The 26152-nt window shown below is 69.3% G+C and carries 12 protein-coding genes; 1 reads left to right on the top strand and 11 read right to left on the bottom strand.

What is annotated here, in order from left to right:
- Positions 1-109 precede the first annotated feature (109 nt).
- The 11 genes from LXB15_RS17445 to LXB15_RS17395 form a co-directional block, all read right to left on the bottom strand.
- Positions 110-15997, bottom strand: coding sequence for a right-handed parallel beta-helix repeat-containing protein (locus LXB15_RS17445; protein ID WP_233949648.1), 15888 nt, complete (start codon positions 15995-15997; stop codon positions 110-112).
- Between the two features lie 441 nt (positions 15998-16438).
- Positions 16439-17287, bottom strand: a complete 849-nt coding sequence (locus LXB15_RS17440; RefSeq protein ID WP_370640127.1) for a GNAT family N-acetyltransferase — start codon at positions 17285-17287, stop codon at positions 16439-16441.
- Positions 17284-18021: an aspartate/glutamate racemase family protein gene (locus LXB15_RS17435; protein ID WP_233949647.1), complete on the bottom strand. Its 738-nt coding sequence runs from the start codon at positions 18019-18021 to the stop codon at positions 17284-17286. The genes LXB15_RS17440 and LXB15_RS17435 overlap by 4 nt, the downstream gene beginning before the upstream one ends.
- Positions 18022-18027: 6 nt before the next feature.
- On the bottom strand, positions 18028-18915 hold the full coding sequence (locus LXB15_RS17430) for an ABC transporter permease (protein ID WP_233949646.1): 888 nt from the start codon (positions 18913-18915) through the stop codon (positions 18028-18030).
- A 2-nt stretch (positions 18916-18917) separates the two neighbouring features.
- A complete protein-coding gene (locus tag LXB15_RS17425) occupies positions 18918-19865 on the bottom strand; it encodes an ABC transporter permease (RefSeq protein ID WP_370640242.1) in 948 nt (315 codons plus the stop codon).
- A 16-nt stretch (positions 19866-19881) separates the two neighbouring features.
- Positions 19882-21162, bottom strand: coding sequence for a PotD/PotF family extracellular solute-binding protein (locus LXB15_RS17420; RefSeq protein WP_233949644.1), 1281 nt, complete (start codon positions 21160-21162; stop codon positions 19882-19884).
- A 31-nt stretch (positions 21163-21193) separates the two neighbouring features.
- Positions 21194-22195, bottom strand: a complete 1002-nt coding sequence (locus LXB15_RS17415) for an ABC transporter ATP-binding protein (RefSeq protein ID WP_233949643.1) — start codon at positions 22193-22195, stop codon at positions 21194-21196.
- A 164-nt stretch (positions 22196-22359) separates the two neighbouring features.
- Positions 22360-23463: a molybdenum ABC transporter ATP-binding protein gene (gene modC, locus LXB15_RS17410; RefSeq protein WP_233949642.1), complete on the bottom strand. Its 1104-nt coding sequence runs from the start codon at positions 23461-23463 to the stop codon at positions 22360-22362.
- The gene (modB, locus tag LXB15_RS17405) at positions 23460-24173 is read right to left on the bottom strand and encodes a molybdate ABC transporter permease subunit (RefSeq protein WP_233949641.1); all 714 of its coding nucleotides are present in this window, start codon (positions 24171-24173) and stop codon (positions 23460-23462) included. Before modB ends, modC begins: the two co-directional genes overlap by 4 nt.
- Positions 24170-24946, bottom strand: coding sequence for a molybdate ABC transporter substrate-binding protein (modA, locus tag LXB15_RS17400; protein WP_233949640.1), 777 nt, complete (start codon positions 24944-24946; stop codon positions 24170-24172). The genes modB and modA overlap by 4 nt, the downstream gene beginning before the upstream one ends.
- 60 nt (positions 24947-25006) lie before the next feature.
- The gene (locus LXB15_RS17395) at positions 25007-25378 is read right to left on the bottom strand and encodes a winged helix-turn-helix domain-containing protein (RefSeq protein WP_233949639.1); all 372 of its coding nucleotides are present in this window, start codon (positions 25376-25378) and stop codon (positions 25007-25009) included.
- A gap of 129 nt (positions 25379-25507) precedes the next feature.
- On the opposite strand from LXB15_RS17395, the gene LXB15_RS17390 reads away from it, so the two are divergent.
- Positions 25508-26092: an exopolysaccharide biosynthesis protein gene (locus LXB15_RS17390; protein ID WP_233949638.1), complete on the top strand. Its 585-nt coding sequence runs from the start codon at positions 25508-25510 to the stop codon at positions 26090-26092.
- The last annotated feature ends 60 nt before the right edge of the window (positions 26093-26152 follow it).

Here is a 26152-nt window from a genome sequence, read left to right as displayed (position 1 = left end):
CGCATCAGGCCGGCCCCAGCCAAAGCTTGCCGTATGGGCGACCGGGTCCGACGTGTCGCCGGCAAGGTCTTGCCGCCGAAGTCCTCGCCCACCGCCTCGCCGCCGGTCATCAGGGCAGGCTCGGCAGCGTCGGGATTGCCGGGAGCAGCATGGTGTTGTTCTCGACGACGGGGATGTCGACCGCACTCGGAAGGACCGCCGTCGTGGACCCCGGATTGTTCGCGGCCAGCACCGCGGCGGAATCGTTGGACCCTGATCCTCCACGGGCAAGTACCATGCTCCCGCCGGTTGCCTCCCGGACGTTGAGGCCGATCGGCGGCGAGCCGAACGTGTAGGTCACGACGTTGCCGCGTACGTCGGCGCTGCCGGTGGCCCCGTTGCGCGCCGCGACCGAGATCATCGTCACGGCATTGACGTCCGTAGCCGTGACCGTGTTGTTGGTCACCGTGGCGTAGAAGTTCGGCGTCCTGCCCACATCGGGTGCATCGACGAGAATGGCGCGCGCGGCGCCGGAATTGTAGGTGACATTGTTGTTGTCGATCAGGAAGCGGGCCTGCGACACCTGTCCGGTCGCGCTGCTCACGAAAGCCAGAATCGCATGGTTCGTCGCGGTGACGGGGGACGTGACGGTATTGTTCTGGATCGTCGCCTCGAGCAGTGAAGCGGCTGTGCCCTGACCGGCAACCTGGCCCACGAAGATGGCAACACCGCCGAAACCGGATATGGTGTTGCCGTCGGCAAGGGTCGGTCCGCCGATCAGCACCCTGGCGTCGGCATCGCCGCCATTCGAAATGACGATGCCTTCGTTGCCCTGCGTGCCGCGCGTGATGGTGTTGCTGCGGATCGTCGCCTGCAGGAAGGACTGTTCCAGCGCAGACATCTGGATCGCCTGCGATCCCATGTTGAAGATCTGGTTGTTGTCGATGTCGACGATGGCCTGCGCGCTGCCCCTGATCTCGAGCTGGAGGCCGTCGACCCCACCATCGTGGATGCTGGAGTTGCTGATCGTCAGGTTCATCGTGCCGATCTGGTTGTAGATCTCGATCTGGTGCTCGATGGAGCCGCTGATATTGACGTTGTCGATCAGCGAACTGCCGGTGAGGCCGGCTGTCCCGCTGGCCAGGACGTCGCCGAAGGCGATCGCGCCCTCGATCGCGCCGGTATTGTTGCCCACCGCCCCGCTGATCACGCTGTCCTCCAGCGAGAAGCCGTTCACCGCGAAGCCGCGAATGGCGCTGTTCTGGAAATCGTTGAGCTGCATCCCGGCTAGCCGCACGTCGGCGGTGTTGTTCAGATAGATGCCGTTGCCCGTGGTCAGGGCGCCGTCGGCGCCCGTCTTGTTGGCGATCGTGCCGCCCGAGCCGACTGTGCCCGTGCCGGTCACGTGCAGGCCACCGATCGAACCGGTGTTGTCGAGGATGATGCCGGTGGCGCTGCCGCCGACGGACGTGATGCTCTGGAACGTCAGGTCCGCGGCGCCGATCGTCGTGTTGAAGATGTTGAGCGCGGTGTTGGAGCCGGAGTTGATCGTGTTGCCGCCGCCCTGCACGGTGACCGTGCCGCCGCCGGTCGCGTTGAAGCCGACGGCCGTCGTGCTGATCGCCAGACCGCCGCCGGTGAAGTTGACCGTCGCGCCGGTATTGTTGGTCAGGTTGACCGCGACGTTGGTCCCTGTCGTCAGCGTCTTCGTCGCGCCGCCGAAGGTGATCGTCCCGCCGGCATTGCTGGTCACCAGGATTCCGAGCCCGCCGTCGTTGCGGGTGATCGTGCTGGCGGTATCGAATGTCACCGCGCCGCCGGCCAGGCCCTGGATGTTGGCGACGTTGCCGCCGGGGTTGACGATGTCGACATTGTTCAGGATCACCGTGGCGTTGACGTCGTCATTGCCTGGGGTGCCCTGGTCCCCGTCGATCACGAAGGCATGGTTCGTCGCCCCCGCCGCCGTGTCGATGGCGACGTTGGTGAAGGTGAACGTGCCGGTGGCGTTGTTCGTCGAGTCGCCGAGGATGGTGATGCCGCGGGCGCCGGTCAGGCTGGCGTTGGCGACGGTGACCGCGCCGGCGGCACCGTCGATCAGGATGCCGGTGCCCGTCGCCGCCGAATTGTTCAGCCCGTTGGCCGTCGTCGTGTTGAAGCTGACCGATCCGCCGGTCGTGTCGGCGATCGCGATCATGCGCTGGCTGGCGGTCGCCTGGGTGATCGTGCCGCTGTAGGTGACCGTCGCCGCGCCGCCGCCGACGTTGAAGGCCGTCCCGGTGGGGCTGGTGATCGTGGTGCCGGTGCCGAAGCTGAACGAGCCGGCGGAGCCGTTCAGGATGTCCACCCCGGCGTCGCCGCCGTTGAGCGTCGTCGTGCCGTTGAAGTTGTAGACGCCGTCGGCGTTGTCGAACTGCAGGCCGGTGCCGTTGGTGGCCGACAATGTGCCGGTGTTGAAGGTGATCGTCCCCGTCGCATGGTTGCTGATGCTGACCATCGCGACGTTGAGCGCCTGGGTGATGGAGCCGTTCCACGTCGCGCTGGCCGTGCCGCCGGTGACCAGGAAGGGCACCGCCCCGGCGCCGGTGATCGACGAGCCGGCTCCCTGGAATGCGATCGTCCCGGCGCCGGCGATCTCGACGCCGGACTCCACCGGCGTCGAGATGACGGTGTTGCCGGTGACGGTGAAACTGGCCCCGGTGCTGAGCGCCAGGTTGACGCCGTCGGTCGGCGAACCGGTCGAGGCGATCGACGCGAAGGTCATCGTGCCGCCGACGCCGGTGGCGAGCACCGCCCGGCCGGCCGTCGCCGTGACCGTGTTACCGGCCCCCGAGACGTTGACCGTGCCGCCGCCGGTGGCGCTGAAGCCGGTGCCGGTCGTCGTGTCGATGTCCAGCCCGCCACCCGTGAAGTTGATCGTCGCGCCGGTGTTGGTGGCGAGTTCGACGGCGTTCGCGGTTGTCGTCGTGATCGACTGGGTGGCGCCCGAGAAGGTGATGGTGCCGCCGCTGTTGTCGTGGACGTAGATGCCGCGGCTCGCCGCGACGTTGTGGGTGATCGCGCCCGACAGCGTGATCGCACCCGAGGCCCCGGTCCGGCCGTTGATCTCGACGGCCTGCCCCGTGCCGCTGGTGATTGAACCGGCATAGGAAACGCCTGCCGTCCCGCCATTGACGAGGACGCTCGTGCCGGTGGAGCCGACGAGTGAGCCGTTTCCAAAGTCCAGCGACCCGGCGACGTTGGTCAGCGAGATGTTGGCCGCCGGCGTGCCGCCGGACGAGGTACCGGAGAAGAGAAGGTTCGCGGTGCTGCCGTTGAGGATCGCGGCCGCGCCGGAGGTCGAACTCAGCGTGTTGCCGACGTTCGTCGCCGTGAGCGAGCCACCGGTGGTGGCGATGCCTGTGCCCGCGCCGGTGCTCAGCGCGAGCGTGCCCGCCGTGGAAGCGATGGTCCCGCCGCTCTGGTTGATGCCGGTGCCGCCGGCCGTGGTGAGGTTCGTGTTCCCGGCAAAGTTCAGCGTGCCGCTGGCGACGTTGACGCCGCCGCCGGCGGTCGAGCCGTTGTTCACGGTCAAGGTGTTGAAGGTGAACGTGCCGGTATTCGTGTTGATCGCAGTGATGCCGTAGCCCGAGGTCCCGGTGACCGAGGTCGCGCCGGTGACGTTGAACGTGCCGGCGACCTGGTCGAAGATGATGCCGTTGGCGCCGCCGGTGGCGGTGACCGACCCCAGCGTCATGCCGACCGTCAGCGGGTCGAGGTTCATCGCCGTGCCGTTGGTGGTGTCGACGGCGCCGCCGGTGCTGTTCAGGGTGAAGGTGGTGCCGGCGCCCTTGGTGTCGACCACGAGGCCCGTGCCGCCGTTGTTGGCGATGTTCAGCGTGCCGGCGTCGAAGGTGCCGATCGGGTTGAGGAACGTCACGCCGTCGCCCTGGACGCGGGTGCCAGGCGCACCGGGCGCACCGACCGTCAGCGCGGTGGCATTGACCGCCGCGCCGGCTCCGTCGGCATCGAAGCGTACGTTGTTGAACAGGATGCCGCCGCCCGTCCCGTTGCCGGTGACGGTGTTGGAGCCGAAGGAGCGAAGGGCGATCGAGTTCTGCGTCGCCGAGATGTTCTGGCCGTTGAACGAGACGGCTGAACCGGCGGTGGACCGCTCGAAACGGTTGTTGTTGACGAAGGCCCGCAGCATGTCGGCCGTGCCGCCAGTGGTGGTGAGGCTCAAGGCTTGCCCGCCGGTGGTGGCGATGTCGTTGCCGAGGATCGCGAACACCGAGCCTGCCGTGGCGTTCGCGGCGATGCCGGCGCCGGTGCCCGTGTTCCGGACGATCACACGCCCGACTCCGGCGGTTATCGTGCCGGTGCCACTGGTCGGCAGGTTGATCGTGTTGCCTGCGCCCGCCGTGGTCAGCGTCGGCCGCACCGAGTCGATGCCGCCCGGTGCCTGGATTAACGGCGAGTTGGCGATGCCCGTGAAGGTGAAGGAGGGCGGCGCGCCGGTGCCATCGACGCCGAGCGTCGACACGTCGATGGCAGCATCGCCCGAAGCGAACGAAATGGCGACGCGACCGTCGGCGAGGTCGAGCGAGCCGGTGCCCATGTCGATCAGGTCGGACGTCGCGTTGTTGGCCCTGTCGATCAGCACCAGCACGTTGGCGGTCGAAGCTTCGAAACCGTCGATGCTGCCGGGATTAGCAAGCGTGCCGGCGCCCGCGCCGTTGTTGGCCTGGTCGACGAAGTAGACGGAGATCGAGGCCAGATTTTCGATGACGCTGTTTCCGAACGTCCCGTCCCGGAAATTGTAGGTCCCGGATGCCGGCAGGAGGAGGCCGGTGCTGTCGATGGCGCGGCCGGCCACGTCGATCAGCGATCCGGTATCCACCACGCCCTCGCCATCGCCGAAGACGAAATCGATGTCGGTGTTCTCCGAGAACAGGACGCCACGTCCCGTGCCGACGATGCTCGCGCTCTGGCCGCCGGAAATGACGGTGTCGCCGAGCCGGAGGACCTCGGCTGCCGTACGCGTCGTGTCCGCGAGATTGACGCCCAGCGTCAAGTTGACCGTCGTGCCGACGACGTCGAAATCGACGGCCGTGATGTTGCCGGCCAGCACCGCGTTGGACAGGTCGAGGCCGGTCGTGCCCGCGGTGCCCAGCGTGATGTCGAGATTGGCGAAGCTGATCGCGCCGTTGGTGCCCTCGATGTCGACGCCGGCGGCGCCGGGATTGCCGATCGTGGTCTGCCCGGTGAACGTGACCGGGCCGGAATTGCCCGAGAGCAGGATGCCGTTGCCGCCCGTGGCGCCGATCGTCGTCGGCCCGAAACCGACCGTCGCCGAGGAGCCGGCGATCGAGATGCCGTCGAAGCCGGCACCGCTGGTGGCCGCGACGGACACGCTGCCGGCCGAGAAGCTGCCCGGCCCGCCGACAGTGGCGAGCGAGATCGCGTCGGCGCCGACGGTGCCGGTCGCCGTCAGGCTTTCGAAGTTGAACCCGCCCGTGCCGATGCCGACGTTGCTCAGGCCGAGGATCTGGCCGGTGCCGGTGGTGATCGTCTCTGTGCCGCTCGACGCCGCGACCCGGACGGTGCCGCTGTTCGCCGTGAAGCCGGCGCCGGAGGTGGTGTTGATCGAAAGGCCGCGGTTGAAGGCGGCGGTGCGGCCGACATTGTTGGTGATCGTGACGGCATTCGCCGTTCCCGTCGTCAGCGACACCTGCATGCCGAAGGCGACGTTGCTGTTGTCGATTAGGATGCCGCCGGCGCCGCCGCTGGCCGTCACGCTTCCCGTGGCGAAGACGGCGCCGATCTGCACGGCGCCGGTGGCACTGCTGATGTCGGCCGTGACGCCGCCGCCGGTCCTGGTGATGTTGTCGCCGTCGAAGGTGATACTCGCGGACGTATTGGCGATACGCAGGGCCGCGCCCCCAGCGCCGCTGTGGACGATGTCGGCGTTGATATCGACGCTGCCGGTGCCGCCGCTGATGTCGACGCCATCGCCGGTGCCCAGCTGGGTGATCGGGCCAGGGAAGTCGAACAGGACGGCGCCGCTGTTGTTCGTCAGCTGGACCGCATCAGCGCCATTTGCCCTGACGCTGAGGCCGGAGGTCTGCACCATCCCGGAGACGGTGTTCTCCACCAGCATTCCAGGCCCGCCATTGACGGTCGTGCCGCCGATCGAGCCGCCCAGGAAGACGAAGCCGGTCGTGCCGCTGACGCGGACGCCGGCGCCGGCCGCGCCGTTCACCGTCGTGTTCAACGCCGTCACCGTGCCGTTGGTGCCGACGAGGTCGATGCCGTTGCCGAACGTGTTGTTGATCGTCACCGAACCAAAGGTGAAGGCCGCGGCGGAATTGGCGATCGCCAGGCCGTCCGAACCGGCGCCGCTCGTTCCGGCGATGGACGCGCTTCCGACGCTGAAGATGCTCGTCCCGCCGACATCGACCAGCGATATTGCATCGGCGGCGACGACGCCGCTCGACGTCAGGCTGTCGAACCGCACGCCATTCGATCCGATGCCGACCCCGTTCCAGTCGAGGATTCGGCCGGTGCTCGTCGTCACCGACTCGGCGCCCGTCGTGGCCGCCACGTTGACGGTGCCGGTGCCGGTGGCGGCGAAGCCGGTGCCGCTGGTGGTGGTGATGACGAGGCCGCCGTTGAAGGCGATGGCGCCGCTGTTGTTGACGATGGCCACGGCGTCGAAAGCGCCGGTGTTCAGCGTCACGGTGCCGGAGAAGGTGGCCGAGCCGGTGAGGTTCTGCAGCAGCATGCCGCCGGAGCCGCCGCTGGCGTTGAACGCCCCGGAGAAGGTGACGGAGGCGGCGCTGTTGTCGATGGCGAGGATCTGGCCGGCGAGCGTCTTCGTGACCGACCCCGCATAGCTGACGGTCGCGTTGCCGCCGGTGATGGCGAAGGCGGTGCCGGTGGCGCCGCTCAGCGCGCCGGCGCCGAGCGCGACCGTGCCGGTGACGTTGGTCAGCGCGACATTGTTGACGCCGCCGGTGGAACTGGTCGACGCCAGGTTGATGCCGGCGGCAAGGCCGTCGAGGGAAATCGCCGTCGCGCCGAGGGCCGACAGGCTGCCCGTCGTGACATTGACGGTGCCGCCGTTGAGCGCCGCGAACGCGGTGACGCCGTCCGTCGCCACCGATAGATCGGCGAAGCTGATGACCGAAGCCGTGCCGTTGTTGTTGATAGAGACGCCCGACGCTCCGAGCGCCGTCGTGCCGCCGAGATCGACCGTCCCGGTGAAGCTCACCGTATCGGCGGCGGTGGCGCCGGCGATGCTGATGCCGCCGGCCGTTGCGCCGTCCGAGGTCACCGTGCCGGCATAAGTGAAGCTGCCGCCGGTCCGCCCGGCCAGGCTGACGGCCAGCCCGCCGGTGTTGCTGATCGAGCTGGTGGCGTCGAAGCTGAAGGCGGCGTTGCCGCCGGTGACCGCTAGCGACGAGGAGCCGGTCAGGTCGACATTCGTCGCGTTCACGGCGCCGAGCGCGTTCTGAAGCAGCATCGCGCCGCCCGCCCCGCCACTGACCGAGACATTGGTCAGGGTCGTGGTGCCGGTCAGATTTCCGAGTTGCAGCGCCGGGCCGGTGAAGTTCCGGACCGTCATGTTGGAAATCGTCGTGTCCGACGAGCCCGTGCTCGTAATGCCGCGCGATGCGCCGTCCGGGCTGCCGTCAAGGATGAAGCCGTCGACCCGATTACCGCCGGCGCCGAGCGTGACGACGTCGGCGCCGGCGGCCGACGTCAGGGTAGCCGCGCCGTTCCCGGTCGGGTCGCCCAGCGTGAAGCTGCTGCTGCCGAAGTCGATCCCGGTCGGGGCGGTGAAGTTGATCGAAACGCTGCCGTTGGCAAAGCCGAGCAGCTGCTGGTCGGCAAGGAGTTGCAGCGTGTCGTCGGCGCCGGATGCGGCGGCGGTGATCGCCTGGCCGTTGTCGACGAGGACGATGATGTCGCCGGCCACCGCGAGCGCTTCGGCGGCCGCGAGTGTCGTCGGGTTGGCGCCGTCGCGGCCGGTCCCGTCCCCGCCGCCCGTCGCATTGCCGTCGCTGTCGACATAGATGATCCGGCCGATGCCGAAGCCGGTGCCCGGACCGCCATTGTCGAGCAGCAGGTCGCGGAAGTTGAAGCTGGCGCCGGGGGAGACGGAGCCCGGCGCCGCGATGCGGACCGTCGCCTCGATCGTCGAACCGCGGTCGGTGGCGGATTCGCCGTCGCCATAGGTGAACTGCGCCGAGGACGTGTTGCTGATGACGACGCCGGTCGCGACACCGGCAATGCTGGAGGACGCGCCGCCGGGGTTACTGTCGCCGAGGCGCACGATCTGGTTGCCGGTGACGCCGGTGAGGTCGATGCCGACCGTGGTGCCGCGCGCCCCGGCATTGGTGACGTCGAAATCGTCCGCCGTGACCGCCGCGCCGAGTGCCACGCCGTTGAGGATGAACGCTGTCCCGGTGTCGCCCGCCAAGCTGACGGCAAGGCTGCCGAAATTGAGGGCGGCACCCAGCGTGTTTACGATGCGGACGCCGCCGACGATCATGTTGTCGAGATCGACGGTACCCAGATTGATCGCGCCGCCGTCGACCGAGCCGACATTGATGAGGCCGATGCCGACATTGGGGCCGTTGGCGGAGACCTCGTCGAAATTGAACCCGCCGGCGCCGACCGAGACGCCGCTGAGGCTGATCGCCTGCCCGGACCCGGTGACGATCGTTTCGGCACCCGCCGTCGCCGCGACCCGGATCGTCCCGCCGCTGTTGGCGGAGAAGCCGGTGCCCGTGCTCGTGCGGATGGCGAGCCCGTTGGTGAAATTGAAGCTCCCGGCGCCGCTGATTGCGACGCCGCCGCCTGCCGTGGTGGCGTTGTCGACCGACAGCGTCGCGAAGCTGATCGTGCCGCTGGTCGCGGACAGCGAGACGCCCGGGCCGCCGGTTGCCGTCACCGACGTCGTGCCGCCGAAGACAATGCTCCCGGTCGTGCCGGCGAGCGAGATACCGGCGCCGGTGGTGTTCGAGACGGTCAGGTTATCGGCGGTGAGGCTGTTGATGGCGACGGTGCTGGCCACGCCGACCGCGCCGCCATTGATGCGGATGCGCGACAGCGTGTTGCCGTCGGAGAGATTGACGACCGGGGCAGCGCTCGTCGTGGTCAGCTCGGGCGAGCCGTCGCCGGCGGTGTCGTTGATATTGCCGGCTGTCGCGGTGGTCTGGATGACGCCGAGACCACCATAGGTAAAGCCGACGTCGAGAGTGCCGCCCGGGGCGTCGAAGGCGCGTAGTTGCTGGTTCGCGTCGAGGTCGAGGCTGCCCCCGGCGCCGGCCGCGTCGATCTGAGCGTTGCCTACGGGGATCAGGAGCGAGGCGCCGCTCGCCTGCGCACCGGCGATCGAGCCGGGATCGTCGATCGTGGCGCCGGTGCCGGTGCCGGTCGCGGAGAAATAATAGGCGGTTGCCGGCACGAAGCCGGGGCCGGGGGCCGCGCCCAGGAAATCGACGTCGAGGATGTTGTAGCTGCCGCCGAGCGGTCCGGGGCTTGCGTCGAGACGGTTGATGGCGGTGATGCGGCTGCCCTGGTCGTTCGAGCTTTCGCCGTCACCGAAGATGAAGTTGGCGATGTTGGCGTTGGCGAGCTGGATGCCGGTGGTCGGGCCCGTCGCGTTGGCGCCCGCGCCGGCGATCGTGGCGCTCTGGCCCGCCACGTTCGTGTCGCCGAACCGGACGGTGCCGGTACTGGTCGTGCCTGAGAGATCGATCGCCGTGGTGCCGGCCGCAGAAGTGCTGGTGAGGTCGAAATCGGTCGCCGCGAAGCCGGCGTCGAGATTGGTGCCCGCGAGTGCGACGCCGGTCGTGTTGTCCGTCTGCAGCGCGATCTGCAGGCTGTCGAAGGCGATCGCCCCATTGGCGCCGGTGACGACGACGCCGGCGGCGCCCGGATTGGTCAGCGTCGTCGTTCCGCCAAAGGTCACCGTGCCGGCATTGCCGGACAGGAGGATGCCGCTCCCTTGTGTGGCGCCGATCGTCGTCGTGCCGAAGCCGATGGCAGTCGACGCGCCGGTGACCGCGATGCCGTCCGCGCCCGCGCCGGACGCCCCGGCGATCGACACCGCGCCGCCGCTGAAGCTGCCGGGCCCCGCTATGTTCGTCAGGCTGATCGCGTCGCCGAGCACGCTGCCGGTCGCCGTCAGGCTGTCGAAGCTGGCGCCGCCCGCGCCGATGCCGACGCCGTTCCAGGCGAGGATCGGGCCGGTGGCCGTCTGGATCGTGTTGCCGGAGCCGGTGATCGTGATCGTGCCGCCGCCGCTCGCCGTAAAGCCGGTGCCGCTGGTCGTGGTGATCGCGAGGCCGCCGCCGAAGGTGACGGGATGGCCGGCATTGCTGGTCAGCGCGACGCCGCCCGAGGCGCCCGTCGCCAGGGTGACGGTGTTGTTGAATGTCGTCGACCCGCCGGTATTGTTCGCCATCGCGATGCCGCCGGCACCGCCATTGGCGGCGATCGCGGCGTCGAAGCTGATCGCCCCGGCGGAGACGTTGCTGATCTCGACGACGAGGCCGCCATTGGTCTTCGTCACCTGGCTGCCGCAGATCTGGATGTCGCCGCTGGTGCCGGTGATCCGCACCGCCCGATCGCCCGCGCCGGTTCCGCTATGGCTGATGTCGGAGCCGAAGCAGACGCCGCCGCTGCCGCCGTTGACCTCCAGCCCGTCGCCGGCGCCGGTCTGGGTGACGCTGCCGAATATCGCCGACACCAGGCCGGCATTGTTGGTCAGCGTGTAGCCGTCGGCGCCGTTGGCGGTCACGTCGAGGAAGCGGGTGGTGATCTCGCTGCCGGCGAGCGAGTTCTCGATGAGCACGCCGGGACCGGTGGTCGCGACGGTGGCGCCGATGGTGCCGCCGTTGATGTCGACGCTCGAGGTCGAGCCGGAGACCCGGATGCCGGCTCCGCCGGCGCCGTCGATGTCGACCGTCGCGAAGCTCACCGCGCCGTTGGCCCCGACGAGGTTGATGCCATTGCCGGCGGTGTTGTCGATCGTCGCGGAGGCGAAGCTGAAGCTGGCGCTGGAGCCGTTGATCTCGATGCCGTCGAAGCCGGCGCCCGTCCCGGCAATCGCCACGGCGCCGCCGGAGAAGACACCGCCGCTGACGCCGGTCAGGTTGATCGCGTCGGCCCCGATCGTGCCGGTCGCGGCGAGGCTGCTGAAGCTGGCCCCGTCGGCGCCGATGCTGACACCGTTCCAAGCGAGGATCGGGCCGGTGGTGCTGACTTGGCGCGTGCCGGTGGCGGCGACGGTCACGGTGGCTCCGCCGCTCGCCACAAAGCCGGTGCCCGCGCTCGTCCGGATGTCGAGCCCGCCGGTGAAGCTGAAGCTGCCGGGGCCGCTGATTGCGATGCCGCCGCCGGCCGTCGGGGTCGTGAAGTTGTCGACCGACAAGGCGGCGAAGCTGACGTCACCGCCGGTGGCGGCGATGGAGACACCGGCGCCGCCGGTCGCGGTCACGCTTGTCGTGCCGGTGAAGGTGATGTTGCCGGTCGTGCCGGTGAGCGAGATGCCGGCGCCCGGGGTGCCCGCGATCGTGATGTTGTTGGCGACGAGGTTGTTGATGCCGATGCCGGCGATGCCGGCGGCGCCGCCGGTGCTGCCGGTGATCGAGATGAACGACAGCGTGTTGCCGTCGGAGAGATTGACGACGCTCTGGGCGGCGCTCGTCGTCAGGGTCGGCGAACCCTGGTTGTTGAGGTCGGTGATCGTCGAGCTGCTTGCCGAGATCTGGATGGTCGACGGACCGGTGAAGCCGACGTCGAGCGTGCCGCCGGCCGCATTGAAGCCGCGCAGCTGCTGTGCGGCGGCGAGGTCGAGGCTGCCGCCGCCCCCGCCATTGGCGGCGTTGATGGTGGTGGGGCCGATCGGCACCAGGACGTCGGCGCCGCTCGCCTCGGCGCCGGCGATCGACCCCGGGTCGCTCTGGGTGGCGCCGGTGCCGGTACCGGTCTCGGAGAAATAGTAGACGGTGGCCGGCACGAAACCGGCGCCGGGCGAGGCGCTTTCGAAGTCGACGTCGAGGAAATTGTAGTTGCCGAGCGTCGGCGCGCTGGCGGCATTGATCCGAGTCGTCGCGCGGATGCGGCTCCCTTGGTCGACCGCGTCCTCGCCGTCGCCGAAGGTGAATTGGGCATTGCTGGCGGCATCGACGAAGACGCCGGTGGCGAAATTGTTCAGGCTCGACGGCGTGTCGGCTGCCGGGTTCGGTGCCGGCGAGACGCCGATGCGGATTGCCTGGCCGCCGGTCACGCCGCGCAGGTCGATGCCGATCGAGCCGGCGGGGGGCGTGCCCCCGGCGCCGGCCGCGACCAGCGACCGCGCGGTGAAGGCGCCGGTGAGGGCGGCCCCGTTGAAGTCGAGCCCGACGGCCCCGGTCGTGACGCCGGCGATGACGACGTTGCCGAGGCTGACGGCGCCATTGGTGCCGGCCGTGTCGATGGCGTTGCCGGCGGGAGCGGTAATCGTGACATCGCCGAAGGACAGGCTGCCGGCGGCGCCGAGCAGGGCGAGATTGGCGCCGCCGCCCAGCGTCGCGGGCCCGCCGAAGGCGTAGGCGCCGCTCGTGCCGGTGAAGCGCAGGCCGGTGCCGCCGGTGACGGTGATGGCGGAAGCCGCGTCGAAGCCGATGCTGCCGGAATGGCCGCCGCCGACGGAAAGCGCGGCGCCGGCGCCCGAATGAACGATGTCGACATTCGTGCCGGTCAGCGCGATCGTGCCGCCCTGGACCGCCAGCTGGCCGAGCAGGGTGTCCTCGATACGCCCGTTTCCGGTCGCCGCGTCCAGGGAGAGCGAGGCGATCTGGCTGTCGCGGACGGTCAGTCCGCTGATGCCGCTGCCGAACACGGCGATCGCGCCGGCCCCGTTGTCGATCACCGTGCCGAGCAGGGCGTTGTTGCTGTCGAGCACCAGCGTGTTCGACCCGCCTTCGGTGGTGGTCAGCCTCGGTGCGCCGTTGCCGGAATTGGGATTGCGGACGATGTTGGCGTCGATGCCGGTCAGCAGCAGGTTGCTGGGTGTGCCGCTGCCGCCGCCCGTATCCACCATGTCCTCGGTGAGGAAGCTGACGACGCGCTGGCCGGCGGCGAGTGTCAGCGAACCCGGCGCGCCCTGGATGGCGGCCCCGGCGTCGATGACGTCCTGCCCGGCGGCCTGGTTGTCGACAAGCGCGATGACGTCGGCGCCGCTGGCGATCGCCTGCGCCAGCGTGCCGGGATCGTCGGCGGAGCCATCGGCGATGCCGGCATCGTTGCCGCCGTCGGCGTCGACATAGAAGACCGTGATGCCGGTGAGGTTGGAGATGTCGCCGACATAGGCGACGTCGCGGAGATTGTAGAGGCCGGTCGTGCCGTTGAGCCCGGCGATTTCCAGCGGGCGGTCGGCGGTGATCAGGCTGGCGCGCCCGTCGGCGTCGGTGGCCGAGCCGTCGCCGAACTGGAACAGCCCGGTCGCGGCGGCGTCGCGGAGGTCGATGCCGATGGCGACGCCGCTGATGCTGCCGGAATCGGCCGTCGTGACATCGAACGTATTGGTCGTTCCGGAATAGTCGATGCCGACCGAGCCGGCGGCGCCGGTGCCGGCGATGTCCAGCGTCTGGAAGGCGAGCGCAACGCGCGTCGAGGCAAAGCCCGCCTCGTCGGTGAGGTCGAGGCCGATGCCGGCGCCGAGGCCGGTGATGTCGACATTACCGAAGCCGACGCTGCCGTTGGTGCCGGCGATGTCGATGCCGTCGAGGCCGGGACTGGTGATGGCGGTGTCGGCGAAACTTACCCTGCCGGCATTGTCGGCGAGCAGGATGCCGGTGCCGCCGGGACGGGTGATGGTGGTTGCGCCGAAGGTGATCGGGCCGGCGTTGCCGGTCAGCTCGATCCCGTCCCCGGCCGCGTTGGTCACCGACGTAGCGCCGAAGGTCAGGGATCCGCTGTTGTTCTCCGCGGCGATGCCGTCGCCGCCGACATCGGTGATCGTCGTCGTGCCGAAGACCAGGTTGCCGGCATTGTTGGTGGCCACCAGACCGTCGCCGGCGGCGCCGCTGATCAGCAGGGAATCGATGACCAGCGCGGGGGTGCCGGCGTCGCGTGCCAGGATGTTGTCGAGGAAGAGGCCCTCGGTGCCGCCGGAGCCCTGGCCGTTGGCGCGGGTCGAGGCGACGCTGCCGAAGCGCGACGCGAGGGAAACCGGGTCGATGTCGATGGCGGTCCCGCCGACCGTGGTGATCGCGCCGCCGGTGTTGCCGAAGCTGAAATCGCCGCCCGGCCCGCCCCGATCCCGGATGAACAGGCCGGCGCCGTTGCTGTTGGCGATCAGCAGGCTGGCGAAGTTGAGGTCGCCCGCGACCTGGTTGAGCCGCAGGCCGTCGCCGACGATCGCCGCCGGATTGGCCTGGTCGCCGATCGTCAGGTTGCCGGCCTCGACGCGCTGGAAGCCGGCGGCCTGCGGGTTGGCGTCGAAGGCGACCCCGTCGAACAGCACGCCGCCGCCGCCGGCGCTGGCAACGCCGACGCTGCTGAACTCGGTCACCGTGGTGGTGCCGCCGCCGAGGCCGTTCACCGCAATGCCGGGCCCGCCCGTGCCCGAAACCTGCAGGCCGGCGACGAACAGGCTGTTGGTGCCGGTGGTGTTGACGATCGAGAAGCCGGCGCCCGCGCTGCCGGCAAGGGTGACCTGCTGCAGCGTCAGCGCGCCGACATTGGTGCCGGCGATGCCGGAAAGACCGCCGTTGATGATCAGGCCCTGGACCTGGTTGCCCGAACCGAGCGTGACGACGTTCGCCGTCGGTATGCCCGAGATCACGGGCACGGCCTGCCCGAGCTGGAAGCTGGCGATGGTCCCGTCGGCGAGGCGCACCGGGATGATGACCCCGCCGCCGACCAGCCGCTGGCCGTTGGCCAGCGTCACGCCCGGCGTGTCGATCGTGCCGTTGTTGCCTTCCGCGACGATCGTGCCGTTGAGCCCGGCCCGCAGCACCGCGTCCTCCAGCGTCGTCGGGTCGGACGCGGTGCCGGCGCCGACCGTCTCGGCGCCGTCGGCGAAAAAGATCGAATCGAGCGGCAGGCCGGTGAGGGGGTCGACGACGACGCGGGTCTCCGGCGCGCCCGTCTCGGTACGGGTGCGCTCCGAGGTATGGATGCGCGTGGTGCGGACCACGCGCTGGGTCATCCGCTCCTCGATCGGAGACAGCGCCCGGGCGTTGGCGTCGCGGCCGGCCGGAACGCCGAGCGGGATGCGCAGGCGGGCCTCGCCGGCGAAGTTCGTGCCGTACTCCTCGTCGTGGGTGAGGCCGGCCGACAGGATCAGCTCGGCGCCGGGCAGGCTGTCGCCGAGGACGTCGCGGACGCTGTATTCGAGGCGGCCGCTGACGCCGGTGAAGCTGTCGACGCCGTCGCCGTCATAGTGATAGGCGCCGGCAAAGGCCTTCAGCTGGTCGTCGAAACGCTCGAATCCGATCGGCAGGTTGACGCCGACCTCGCCCTCGACGCCGGTCAGCGGCACCTCGTCGACGGTGATCCGCCGGCTCGCGGCCTGTTCGACCAGCTGGTTGCCGAGCAGGGTGAGGGTGCCCGGCTGGCTGATCAGGACGGTCTCGTCGGAGATCTGGCTGGCGCCCGAGAACGGCAGCTGCACGTTGATCCGCGCCTCGGCCGCCGTGCCGATCGCCTCGGCGCCGAGCGAGATGGCGCCGAACGTGTTCTCCTCGTCGGTGCGGGTCACGTCCACGGCGACGATGCCGCCGAGGATCAGGCCGGGATTGATGATCTGGCGGAAGCCGACGCCGAAGGTGCCGTAGACCTCGGAATCGAAGTCGCCGTTGATGCCGGCGTCGATGAAGATCAGCGAGTCCTGGTCCTGCAGCATCGGGACGAAGAACTCGACGCCGGCCGCCGAATGCTCCTGCGCGGTGCGGCCGACAATGTCGGCATGCGCGCCCCACAGCGGCTGGGTGGCGCCGGAAGCGGCGCCCTGCGCCCGGGCCAGACCAGTCCCCGACATGCAAACCAGGGCGGCCAGGCAACTGCTCGCCATCAAATGCTGCGATCGCGCTGAAAGCATGAAGGTCGGTCCCCCTCCGATCCGCACCGCCGATCGGACTCTGCGGAGGAATGAAACACAACTTTGAGGAAGTGCGTAGAGAGCAGCTTGAGGCCAGGACTCCCTTACGTGAGCCGAGCACCGCAGAGGGAATACCGAAGTCGCTGCAATCGATGCTTATAATATTGATTTACATGGAGAAGTTACCGAAGTTGCCGAAAAGACGCAGTAGCGGGGTTTTCGCAAAAGTTGCATCCGCTTCTTGATCGCGGGTGAGGCTTACTGGGGAACGCAGCCGCCCCCTAGAGAATCGAAGTATAGAAAGGGGGTGGTGCAGCACCCTCCCCGCGCAGGAGGGTGCCGACGGGCTTAAAGCTCTCTGAGCTGAATCTCGTTGTTCGGCTAACCGAGTTCGAACGTCGTGACACCGTAGATCTGCCGCAGGGGCAAATCGGGGGCCGTGCCGCGCCACATCCGCGCCGTCTCGAATATCGGGCGAAGGCCGCAATCCACCGCGAGTTGCAGGGCGGCGACGTTGGGTTCGGGAATATCGAGGGTGACCATGGCGTCCGGCCCGCACGTGTCGGCAAGTGCGCCGAAGAGCCGCGCGGCGCTTTCGGCAGACGTGGCGAAGAGCGGGCCGACCTTGAAGCCGTCGCGGCAGGCCCTGACGACCCCGTAGCCGGAGAGGGCGCCGCCGGGTTCCCGACAGAGGAGGGCGCGATGGCCCGGCGCGGCGATCCAGCGTGCGACGAAATCGCGGCGCATCGCCCCGAAATGCACCGCGTCGAAGGCCGCGAGCGCGTCGAGATCCGCCGGTGCCGGCGCGCGCAGGTCCGGATCGGCCCTGGCGGCGCCGCCGGCTGGCCCGGCATGGCGGATGTTGCGGTGGGACAGCGCGAAGCCGGCGCGCCGGTAGTTCTCCTGCTGGTCTACGACGCCGTCGAGCCCGATTGTGCGGCCCGCGAGGCGCGCCATCCCGGCCTGCCAGATCCGCCAGCCGAGACCGCGGCCGCGCCGGTCCGGGCGGACGATGTAGAAGCCAAGGAAGCCGAGCCGTTCGCCATAGGCGACCACCGAGATGCAGGCGACCGGCGCGCCCGCCTCGACCGCGACGAGGAATCCGTCCGGATCGGTCTGCCGGAACAGCGCGGCGTCCGAAAGGCCCGGGTTCCAGCCCTCCGCTGCCGCCCAGTCGACCGCGAGCGCCATCTCGGCTTCGGTCATCGGGCGGATGGCGAGGTCGCTCACCGGACGAGCTGGCCCGCCGGGCGGACGAAGCCGCCGGGCTTCGGGCGGGGCGGGGCGTAGCCGCCGCGCTTCGACATTTTCAGGCCGAGCGAGACGGCCGCCTCGGCGAGCTTGACCGCCGCGGCGACGCCCTCGATCACCGGCAGCCCGTGCCGTTCCGAAAGCTCTGCAGCGAAATCCGCCATGCCGGCGCAGCCGAGCACGATCGCCTCGGCGCCATCCTCGTCGATCGCGCGGACGATCTCCTCGGAGATGCGCCGGCCGGCGGCCTCCGGGTCGGCTTCCAGCGCCAGCACCGGCAGCTCGCTGGCGCGCACGCCGCAGCAGAGCGCGGCGAGGCCGTTGCGGGCGAGATTGTCGGCGAGGATCGGCACCGAGCAGGAGAGCGTCGTGATCACCGCGAACCGCCGCGCGACGAGGCTCGCCATGTGCGCCGCCGCCTCGCCGATGCCGATCACCGGGCCCGCGGCGAGCGAGCGCGCGGCGTCGAGGCCGGTGTCGTCGAAACAGGCGATGACGAAGGCGTCCGCGCCGTCATCCTCGGCAGCGGCGATGGCCCGCAGCAGGCCGGGCACCGCCAGCGCCCCGTCGACATGGCCCTCGATCGAGGCCGGGCCGTCGTCGTTCTGGCCGGCGAGGATGGTCGTGCCCGGCGCCGCCGCCCGGCGCGCGGCGAGCGCGATCGTCTCGGTCATCGCGCGCGTCGAATTCGGGTTGATGACGGCGATGCGCATGAATTGTCAGGCACCCGGAAGGCCGCGCGCGGCGCGGCGCCGCTGCATCAGGAGGAAGAGCCCGAGCGTGCCGAAGATGACGAGGAAGGACACCGCGGTGACCGAGGTGCCGAGCGCGTAGATCTCCGGCGTCGTCACGGTGGTGGTCAGCGCCGCGAGTTCCAGGGGCAGCGTGTTGGTCGATCCCATCGTCTGGCTCGAGCGGGCGATCTCGTCCCAGGAGAGGGTGAAGCCGAACAGCGAGATGCCGATCAGGAACGGCGCGATCATCGGCAGGATGACGAAGCGAAAGCTCTGCCAGGGCGTCGCGCCGAGATCGCGGGCGGCTTCCTCGTAGCTCTTGTCGAGCCGGTTGAAGACCGCGAACATGATCAGGAGGCCGAAGGGCAGGGTCCAGCTGAGATGCGCGCCGAGGCCGGAGGTGAACAGGCCGATCGAGTTGCGCGGCGCCGTCATGCCGAGCGCGGTCGCCGCCTGGCCGAGGAGATCGTCGAGGATGCGGAACTCCAGCGCGATGCCGAGCGAGACGACGATGGAGGGGACGATCAGGCTGGCGATCGCCACGTAGAACAGCGCCGCCGCGCCGCGGAACCGCTTGCGGAAGGCGAGCCCCGCTGAGACCGAGATGAGCACCGTCAGCAGCATGACGACGAGGCCGAGGCTGAGAGAGCGGCGGAAGGCGCTGCCGATGTCGACCACGCCGCCGCCGCTCCACAGCCGCTCGAACCAGTAGAGCGAGACGCCGTTCATCGGGAAGGTGAGGCCGCCGGACGGGCCCTGAAACGACAGCGCGAGGATCGTCGCCACCGGGCCGTAGAGGAAGACCACGAACAGCGCGAAGATCGTGGCCAGCACGTAGAAGCTGAAGGGCCTGCCCTCCTGGCGTCGGTTCATGGTCAGAGCTCCTTGCGGATGTCGACGAGGCGCAGCATGCCCCAGATCGTCACCAGCACGACGGCGAGCAGGACGATGGCGTTGGCGGCGGCGATCGGAAACTGCAGGAAGTTGATCTGGGTCTGGATGATCTTGCCGACCGAGGCGATCTGCTGGCCGCCCATGATGCCGATGGTCAGGTAGTCGCCGGTGACGATGGTCACGACGAAGATCGAACCGATCAGGATGCCGGGCTTGGCCAGCGGCACGATGACGTTGGTCAGCGTCTGCCAGCCGCTCGCCCCGGCATCGGTCGCCGCCTCGACCAGCGAGCGGTCGATCCGCATCATCGAGTTGAAGATCGGGACGACCATGAACAGCGTGTAGAGATGGACGAGGGCTAGGGCGACAGCAAAGTCCGAATAGAGCAGCCATTCCTGCGGCTGGCTGGTGATGCCGAGACCCTGCAGGGTCTCGTTGACGAGGCCGTTGCGCCCGAGCAGCGGGATCCAGGAGATCGTCCTTATGACGTTCGAGGTCCAGAACGGGATGGTGCAGACCAGGAACAGCGCGATCTGCATCGGCAAGGTGCGCACGTGGAAGGCGAGGAAATAGGCGATGGTGAAGCCGAGCGTCAGCGTGATCGCCCAGATGATCGCGACGAATTTCAGCGTCGACAGATAGGTCGCGAAGGTGGTGCAGAGGCGCGGCAGGTCGGCGACGCAGCCATAGAACACGTCGGTGTAGTTGGTGAAGACGAAGGCCGGCTCGATCGAATACTCGGTGTATTCCCAGAACGAGACCACGAAGGTCGTCGCCAGCGGCAGGACGAAGAACAACAGGAAGACCAGCGCCAGCGGCGCCGCCTGCGCATAGGGCAGCCAGCGCGGCGACCAGCTGGTGCGGCCGCCGCGCCGGCGGGCGACGGCGCCCGCCCGACTGGACGCCCCGGCACCGGCCGGCGCGTCCATGGTCGTGGTGATCGCCTCAGGCGGCAATGAACTCGTTCCACTTGCGGATCATGTAGATGTTCTCGTCCATGACGGCATTCCAGCAGGCGACGGCGCCCATGCGCTCCTCGTAGGAGCCGCCGTCGCGGGTGGCGCCGGCCTTCTCCAGCAGCTTGCCGTCCGGCGCGTGGATGTCCTGTTCGGCCGGCTTGCCCTCGAACCAGTAGGCCCACTCGTAGGGCTCCATCGCCTCCTTGGTCGTCTCCAGCACGGCGGTGTAGTAGCCCTGCTTGGCCAGGTGCGCGCCGGCCCAGCCGGACAGGAACCAGTTGATGAACTCGTAGGCCGCGTCCTTCTCGCGGTCGGCGATCGCCACCGGCAGGCCGAAGCCCGACGCCCAGGCGCGGTAGCCTTCCTTCAGCGGCTGGTACTTGCACTCGATGCCCTGGGTGCGCACCGCGGTGACAGCCGGCGACCACATCGACTGGATGACCACCTCGCCCGAGGCCATCAGGTTCACCGACTCGTTGAAGTCGGTCCAGAAGGCGCGGAACTGGCCGGCGCGCTTGGCCTCGATCAGCGCGGCGATCGTCTTGTCGATCTCCTCGCGGGTCATGTTGCCCTTGTCGCCATAGGTGATGTCGCCGCGCGCCTCGAGCGCCATCGCCGCATCCATGATGCCGATCGACGGGATGTTGAGCATCGCCGCCCTGCCCTTGAAGTCCGGGTCGAGCAGGGACGCCCAGCTGTCGATCGGCTTGTCGATCAGGTCGGGCCGGATGCCCAGCGTGTCGGCGTTGTAGGTAGTCGGGATGAGGGTGATCCAGCCGGTCTCCTCGGTCGCGAAGGAGGTCGCTTTCTCGTCCGGCAGGTAGAACACTTCGGCCGGCGCGGTGCCGTCGAGGCCGATCGCCTTGCCGCCGACCTTGCCCTCCCGGATGACGCTGGCGATCTTGCCGGCATTGGTGATCTTCGAGGCGTCGAGCCCCATGATGTTGCCCGACGGCATGAGCTTGGGCAGGGCGAAATATTCGGTATCGACGAGGTCGAACGAGTTCGGCTGGGTGATGACGCGCTTGGCGACGTCGTCGGTGGTCACCGCGATGTACTCGATGTTGATGCCGAGATCCTCGCCGGCCTTGGCGGCGATGCCGGGCGACTGGTTCACCGCCGTCGAGAGATAGCGCAGCGTCACCTTCTCCTGCGCGATCGCCGGAAAGCCGGTGACCTTGGTCACCACGCCGGCGCCCAGCAGGGCAGCCGATCCCTTGAGTACCGAGCGGCGGTCGATGCCGCGGCCGAGAGTTTCCTTGATCATCCGATGATCTCCCTGTTGCTGATGCTGTGGTTCAGGCGGCGAGTTCGTGTCGGTCGGAAGCGGCCCAGCCGACCAGGACTTCCTCGCCGCGCACGACCGGGGTCCGGTCGAACTCCCGTTCGGGCAGAGTGGCGACGAGTTCGAGACCGTCCGGGCGGGCGAGCGAGACGTGCACCGTCATGCCCTGGTACTCGACGCCGGTGACCGTCGCCGGCGAGCGCCGCATCTCGGCATCCGCCTCGCCGCCGCGATAGAGCCGCAGATGGTCGGCGCGGATCGCGTAGGTCCGGCCCTCGTCGGGCACGACATTGTGGCCGCCCATGAACTGGGCGACGAAGCGGGTGCGCGGCGCGTTGAAGATCTCGCGCGGGCTGCCGACCTGCTCGATCCGCCCGTCGTTCATCACCACCACCATGTCGGCGAGCCCCATCGCCTCCTCCTGGCTGTGGGTGACGTGGACGAAGGAGATGCCGAACTCGCGCTGGTAGCGCTTCAGCTCGGCGCGCATGCGGATGCGCAGGAACGGGTCGAGCGCCGAGAGCGGCTCGTCGAGCAGCAGCACCGACGGGTTGGTGACCAGCGCCCGGGCCAGCGCGACGCGTTGCTGCTGGCCACCGGAAAGCTGCGTCGGCAGCCGCGCGGCATAGGATCCCATGTCGACGAGGGCGAGCAGCTCGTCCGCCTTGCGGCGCCGCTCGTCCTTGCCGACGCCCGCCATCTTCAGCGAGAAGGCGACGTTGTCGCGCACGTCGAGATGCGGAAACAGCGCGTAGCTCTGGAACATCATCGCGGTGCCGCGCTTGGCCGGCGGCAGGTCGTTGACGATGGTGTTGCCGATCATCACGTCGCCGTCGGAGACGAATTCGTGGCCGGCGATCATCCGCAGCGTCGAGGTCTTGCCGCAGCCGGAGGGCCCGAGCAGGCAGCAATAGGTGCCGGCCGGAATCTTCAGCGACACCCGGTCGACGGCGACCGTTTCGCCGTAGGCCTTGGTGACGGCAGCAAGTTCCAGGTCGGTGGCGTTGGTGGGCAAGGTCGATCTGTCCCGCGCGAGAGGAGCGTCTCCTCAGCGGTGCAAAAGCCGTGCCATCATCCGAGGCAGCAACGACGCGGGGCTTCGTCGCGGATCGGTGAAAGGTTGCCGCAGGGGCAGGCATTGTGATGAAGTTGCAGGCAACCCGGCGTGGAACCAGCCGTTCAGGGCGCCTCGATCTCGGGCATGGCGCGGCCGACATCCTCCGGCGCCACCGCCACGGTCTTCAGGACCGCGTGGCAGGTCTCGCCCGGCCGCAGGTCCATAGCGCCCGCCGAGCGCTGCGTGATGCGGGCGAGCAGCGTCTCCTCGCCCAGCCGCAGCGCCACCATGGCGCCGGGGCCCTGGCCCGGACGGATGTCGACGACGCGCCCCGCCAGGATGTTGAGCGCCGACAGGCCCTCGGGCCGGGCGCGCGACAGGATCACGTCCTGCGCCGCGATCCGCACCCGGACACGGGTACCGACGGACGCGGCGACGCGCGGCAGGAACAGCGCCCCGCCGGCCGTCGCCAGTTCGCTCAGCCCGTCCGCGTGATGGGCGACGACGCGGCCGGTCAGGAGCGAGCCGGCCTCGCGTATCCCGAGCAGCTGCTGCGGATCGCCGAGCACGTCCTGCGCGGTGCCGACGGCGCTCACCCGGCCGTGGCTGAGGGCGACGACGGTGGTCGCCAGCCGGGCGACCTCCGAGGCAGAATGGCTGACATAGAGGATGGGGATCGCCACCTCGTCGCGCAGCCGCTCGAAATACGGCAGGATCTCCGCCTTGCGCTGGTCGTCGAGCGAGGCCAGCGGCTCGTCGGCGAGGATCAGCCGCGGCGCCGACAGCAGCGCCCGGCCGATCGCGACGCGCTGCTTCTCGCCGCCCGAGAGCATCGCCGGGCGGCGATCCAGCAGATGGCCGATGCCCAGCATGTCGACCACCCGGGCGGGGTCCTCGCGGGGCGCGGCCTTCGGCGCGAAGCGGCGGCCATAGGCAAGGTTCTGTCGCACCGACAGATGCGGGAACAGCCGCCCCTCCTGAAAGATGTAGCCGATGCGGCGGCGATGCGGGGCCAGCCAGTAGCCTTCCGCGGTATCGAACAGCAGCCAGTCGTCGGCCGCGACCCGGCCGGCATCCGGCCGCAGCAGCCCCGCGACGGCGTTGACCAGCGTCGTCTTGCCCGAGCCGGAGCGGCCGAACAGCACGGTGACGCCTTTCGGCGCCTCGAAGGCGACATCGAGGGAAAAGCCCCCGAATGCGTGGCGGACCGCGACCGAGAGCGTCATCCGCCTGCCACGCGACGGGCGACGCGCTGCGCCAGGAACTCCGATACGAGGAGGGCGCCCATGGCGATGACGATCGAGACGATCACCAGCCGGCCGGCCGCGGCTTCGCCGTCCGGCACCTGCAGCAGGGCGTAGATCGCCGAGGGAATGGTCTGGGTCTCGCCGGGAATGTTGGAGACGAAGGTGATCGTCGCGCCGAACTCGCCGATCGCCTTGGCGAAGGCGAGGATCGCGCCGGCGATGATGCCAGGAAGGATCAGCGGCAGCGTGACGGTGGCGAACACCCACGGTCGCGAGGCGCCAAGCGTCGCGGCGGCCTGTTCGAGCTTCGGGTCCACCGCCTCGATGGCGAGCCGGATGGCGCGCACCATCAGCGGGAAGGCCATCACCGCCGCGGCGAGCGCCGCGCCCGGCCAGCGGAAGGCGAAGACGATGCCGAACCAGCTCTCGAGAAAGCCACCGACCGCGCCGCGCCGCCCGAAGCTGAGCAGCAGCAGGTAACCGGTCACGACGGGCGGCAGGATCAGCGGCAGATGTACCAGGCCGTTCAGCACCTGCTTGCCCGGGAAGGACCAGCGCGCCAGCACGTGGGCGACGAAGATGCCGAGCGGCAGGCTGGCGAGCGTCGCCCAGAAGGCAACGCGCAGCGACAGGCCGACCGCCTGCCATTCCTCCGGACCCAGCCAGCCTGTAACGGCGTCCCCGCTCACTCGATCACCGTGAAACCCTCTGCCTCCCAGATCGCGCGCGCCGCTTCGCTGCCGAGATAGTCGAGAAACTCCTGCGCGGCCGGGCTCCGGCTCTCCGCCGTGATGGCGGCAGGGTAGACGATCGGCGCGTGGCTTTCCGCCGGAAACGTGCCGACGATGCTGACGTCGTCTTCCGCCGCGGCGTCGGTGGCGTAGACGATGCCGAGCGGCGCCTCGTTCCGCGCCACCAGCGCCAGCGCGGCGCGGACGTTGTCGGTCTGCGCGACGCGCGCCGCGACGCCGTCCCACAGGCCGAGGCTGGTCAGTGCCGCCTTGCCGTAGATGCCGGCGGGCACCGCATCGACCAGCGCCATCGCCAGCCGTCCGTCGCCCAGCGTCCCGGCCAGGTCGAGACTTGCATCCACGGTCACCGGCGCGGCATCCCGGCCGTGCGCGATCAGCACCAGCGTGTTGCCGAGGAGGTCGCGCCGCGTCCCCGCGCGCAGGTCGCCGGAATCGGCCACCGCATCCATCCAGTCGATGCTGGCGGAGATGAAGATGTCGGCCGGCGCGCCCTGCTGGATCTGCCGCGCCAGCGCCGACGAGCCGGCATAGGAGATCACCGCCGTGTGCGTCGTCGCCGCGGCCCATTCGGCGGCGATGCGGTCGAGCGCCGTCGTCAGGCTGGCCGCCGCGAAGACCACCACCTCGTCCGCCGCCGCCGGCATAGGCGCCATCGCAAGGCCGAAGGCCAGGAGGCCGGCCCTGGCGGCTGTCCGAAAAACTCTGCGCATGCGACGCTCCTGACATGTCCGGCGAAACATATCGCCCTTCCGGCGAGGCGGTGGCAACCGCTATTTTCCGTCGGGAATATCGCTCAGCATTGCCTGCAGCGCGGCCAGCTCCGTGGCTCCGGCCGTCGCCGCCTTTGCTGCGACGTCGCGATAGAGCCGCAGCACCGATCGCCCGGTGTCGGTGAGTTCCGCGCCGCCGCCACCCGGCCCGCCACGGGTGCTGCTAACCAGCGGCGCGTGGAACATCGCGTTCAGGGTCTCGACCAACATCCAGGCGCGCTTGTAGCTCATGCCCATCTGGCGCCCCGCGGCTGCGATCGAGCCGGTCGCCGCTATGTGCTCGAGGAGCTCGGCCTTGCCCGGCCCCATCATCTCGTCGGGTCCGAAGACGATGCGCAGCCGCAGGCGCGGCTCATCCGGAAGCTGGTTCATGCCGGCACTTGGAGGCGATTTGCGCGGCGCCTGCAAGCCTTTGGGAAAGGCGAGGGCGCGGCACGGATCACGACGTGCTCAGGAACCCCTCGGTCGCCGGCACATTGGCTGTACGACTGGAGGAAAAGCATGCCCGAAGCCCGCACCCACGCCCTCAGCGACGTTCTCGATCGCCTGGAAGCCGCAGCCCACGGTGGCAGCATCACCGTGCAGGAGGTGGTGGACGAGCTGGGCAACCGGTCCTTCGCGGCACTGATGCTGGTCTTCTCGCTGATCTCGACCTCGCCGGCGAGCGCCATTCCCGGCATCACCACGGTCGTCGCGGCGATCGTGTTCATCCTGGTCGTGCAGATGATCGCCGGGCGCAAAAGCGTCTGGCTTCCCGGCTTCGTCACCAGGCAGGAAATGTCCACCGAAAAGCTCTGCAAGGGCATCGGCTGGCTGCGCAAGCCGGTGCGCTTCGTCGAGCGGTTCCTGAAGAAGCGCATGACGTTCCTGCTGCACCGTCCCTGGCTCTGGTTGCCGCTGCTGCTGATCCTCGCGCTGACCCTGTTCATGCCGCTGATGGAGGTGATCCCGACGTCGGGCTCGATCGCCTCGGCGGTGATCGCGCTGTTCGCCGCCAGCCTGCTGACCCGTGACGGGCTGCTTGCCGGCGCCTCGCTCGCGCTGATGCTGGCGGTGCCGGTGACGGTCTGGCTGAACTGGGCGTAAGGTCGGCCCCGAGCCTCCGAAGCTGGCGCCGCCGCACGCTGCTCGTGCTTTCCGGGCGCG

Origin of the sequence: Aurantimonas sp. HBX-1, from assembly GCF_021391535.1 — a bacterium.
In the GTDB taxonomy this organism is placed as follows: domain Bacteria; phylum Pseudomonadota; class Alphaproteobacteria; order Rhizobiales; family Rhizobiaceae; genus Aurantimonas.
Note: the sequence above shows the minus strand (reverse complement) of the source record. Positions and strands in the feature narration are given on the sequence as shown.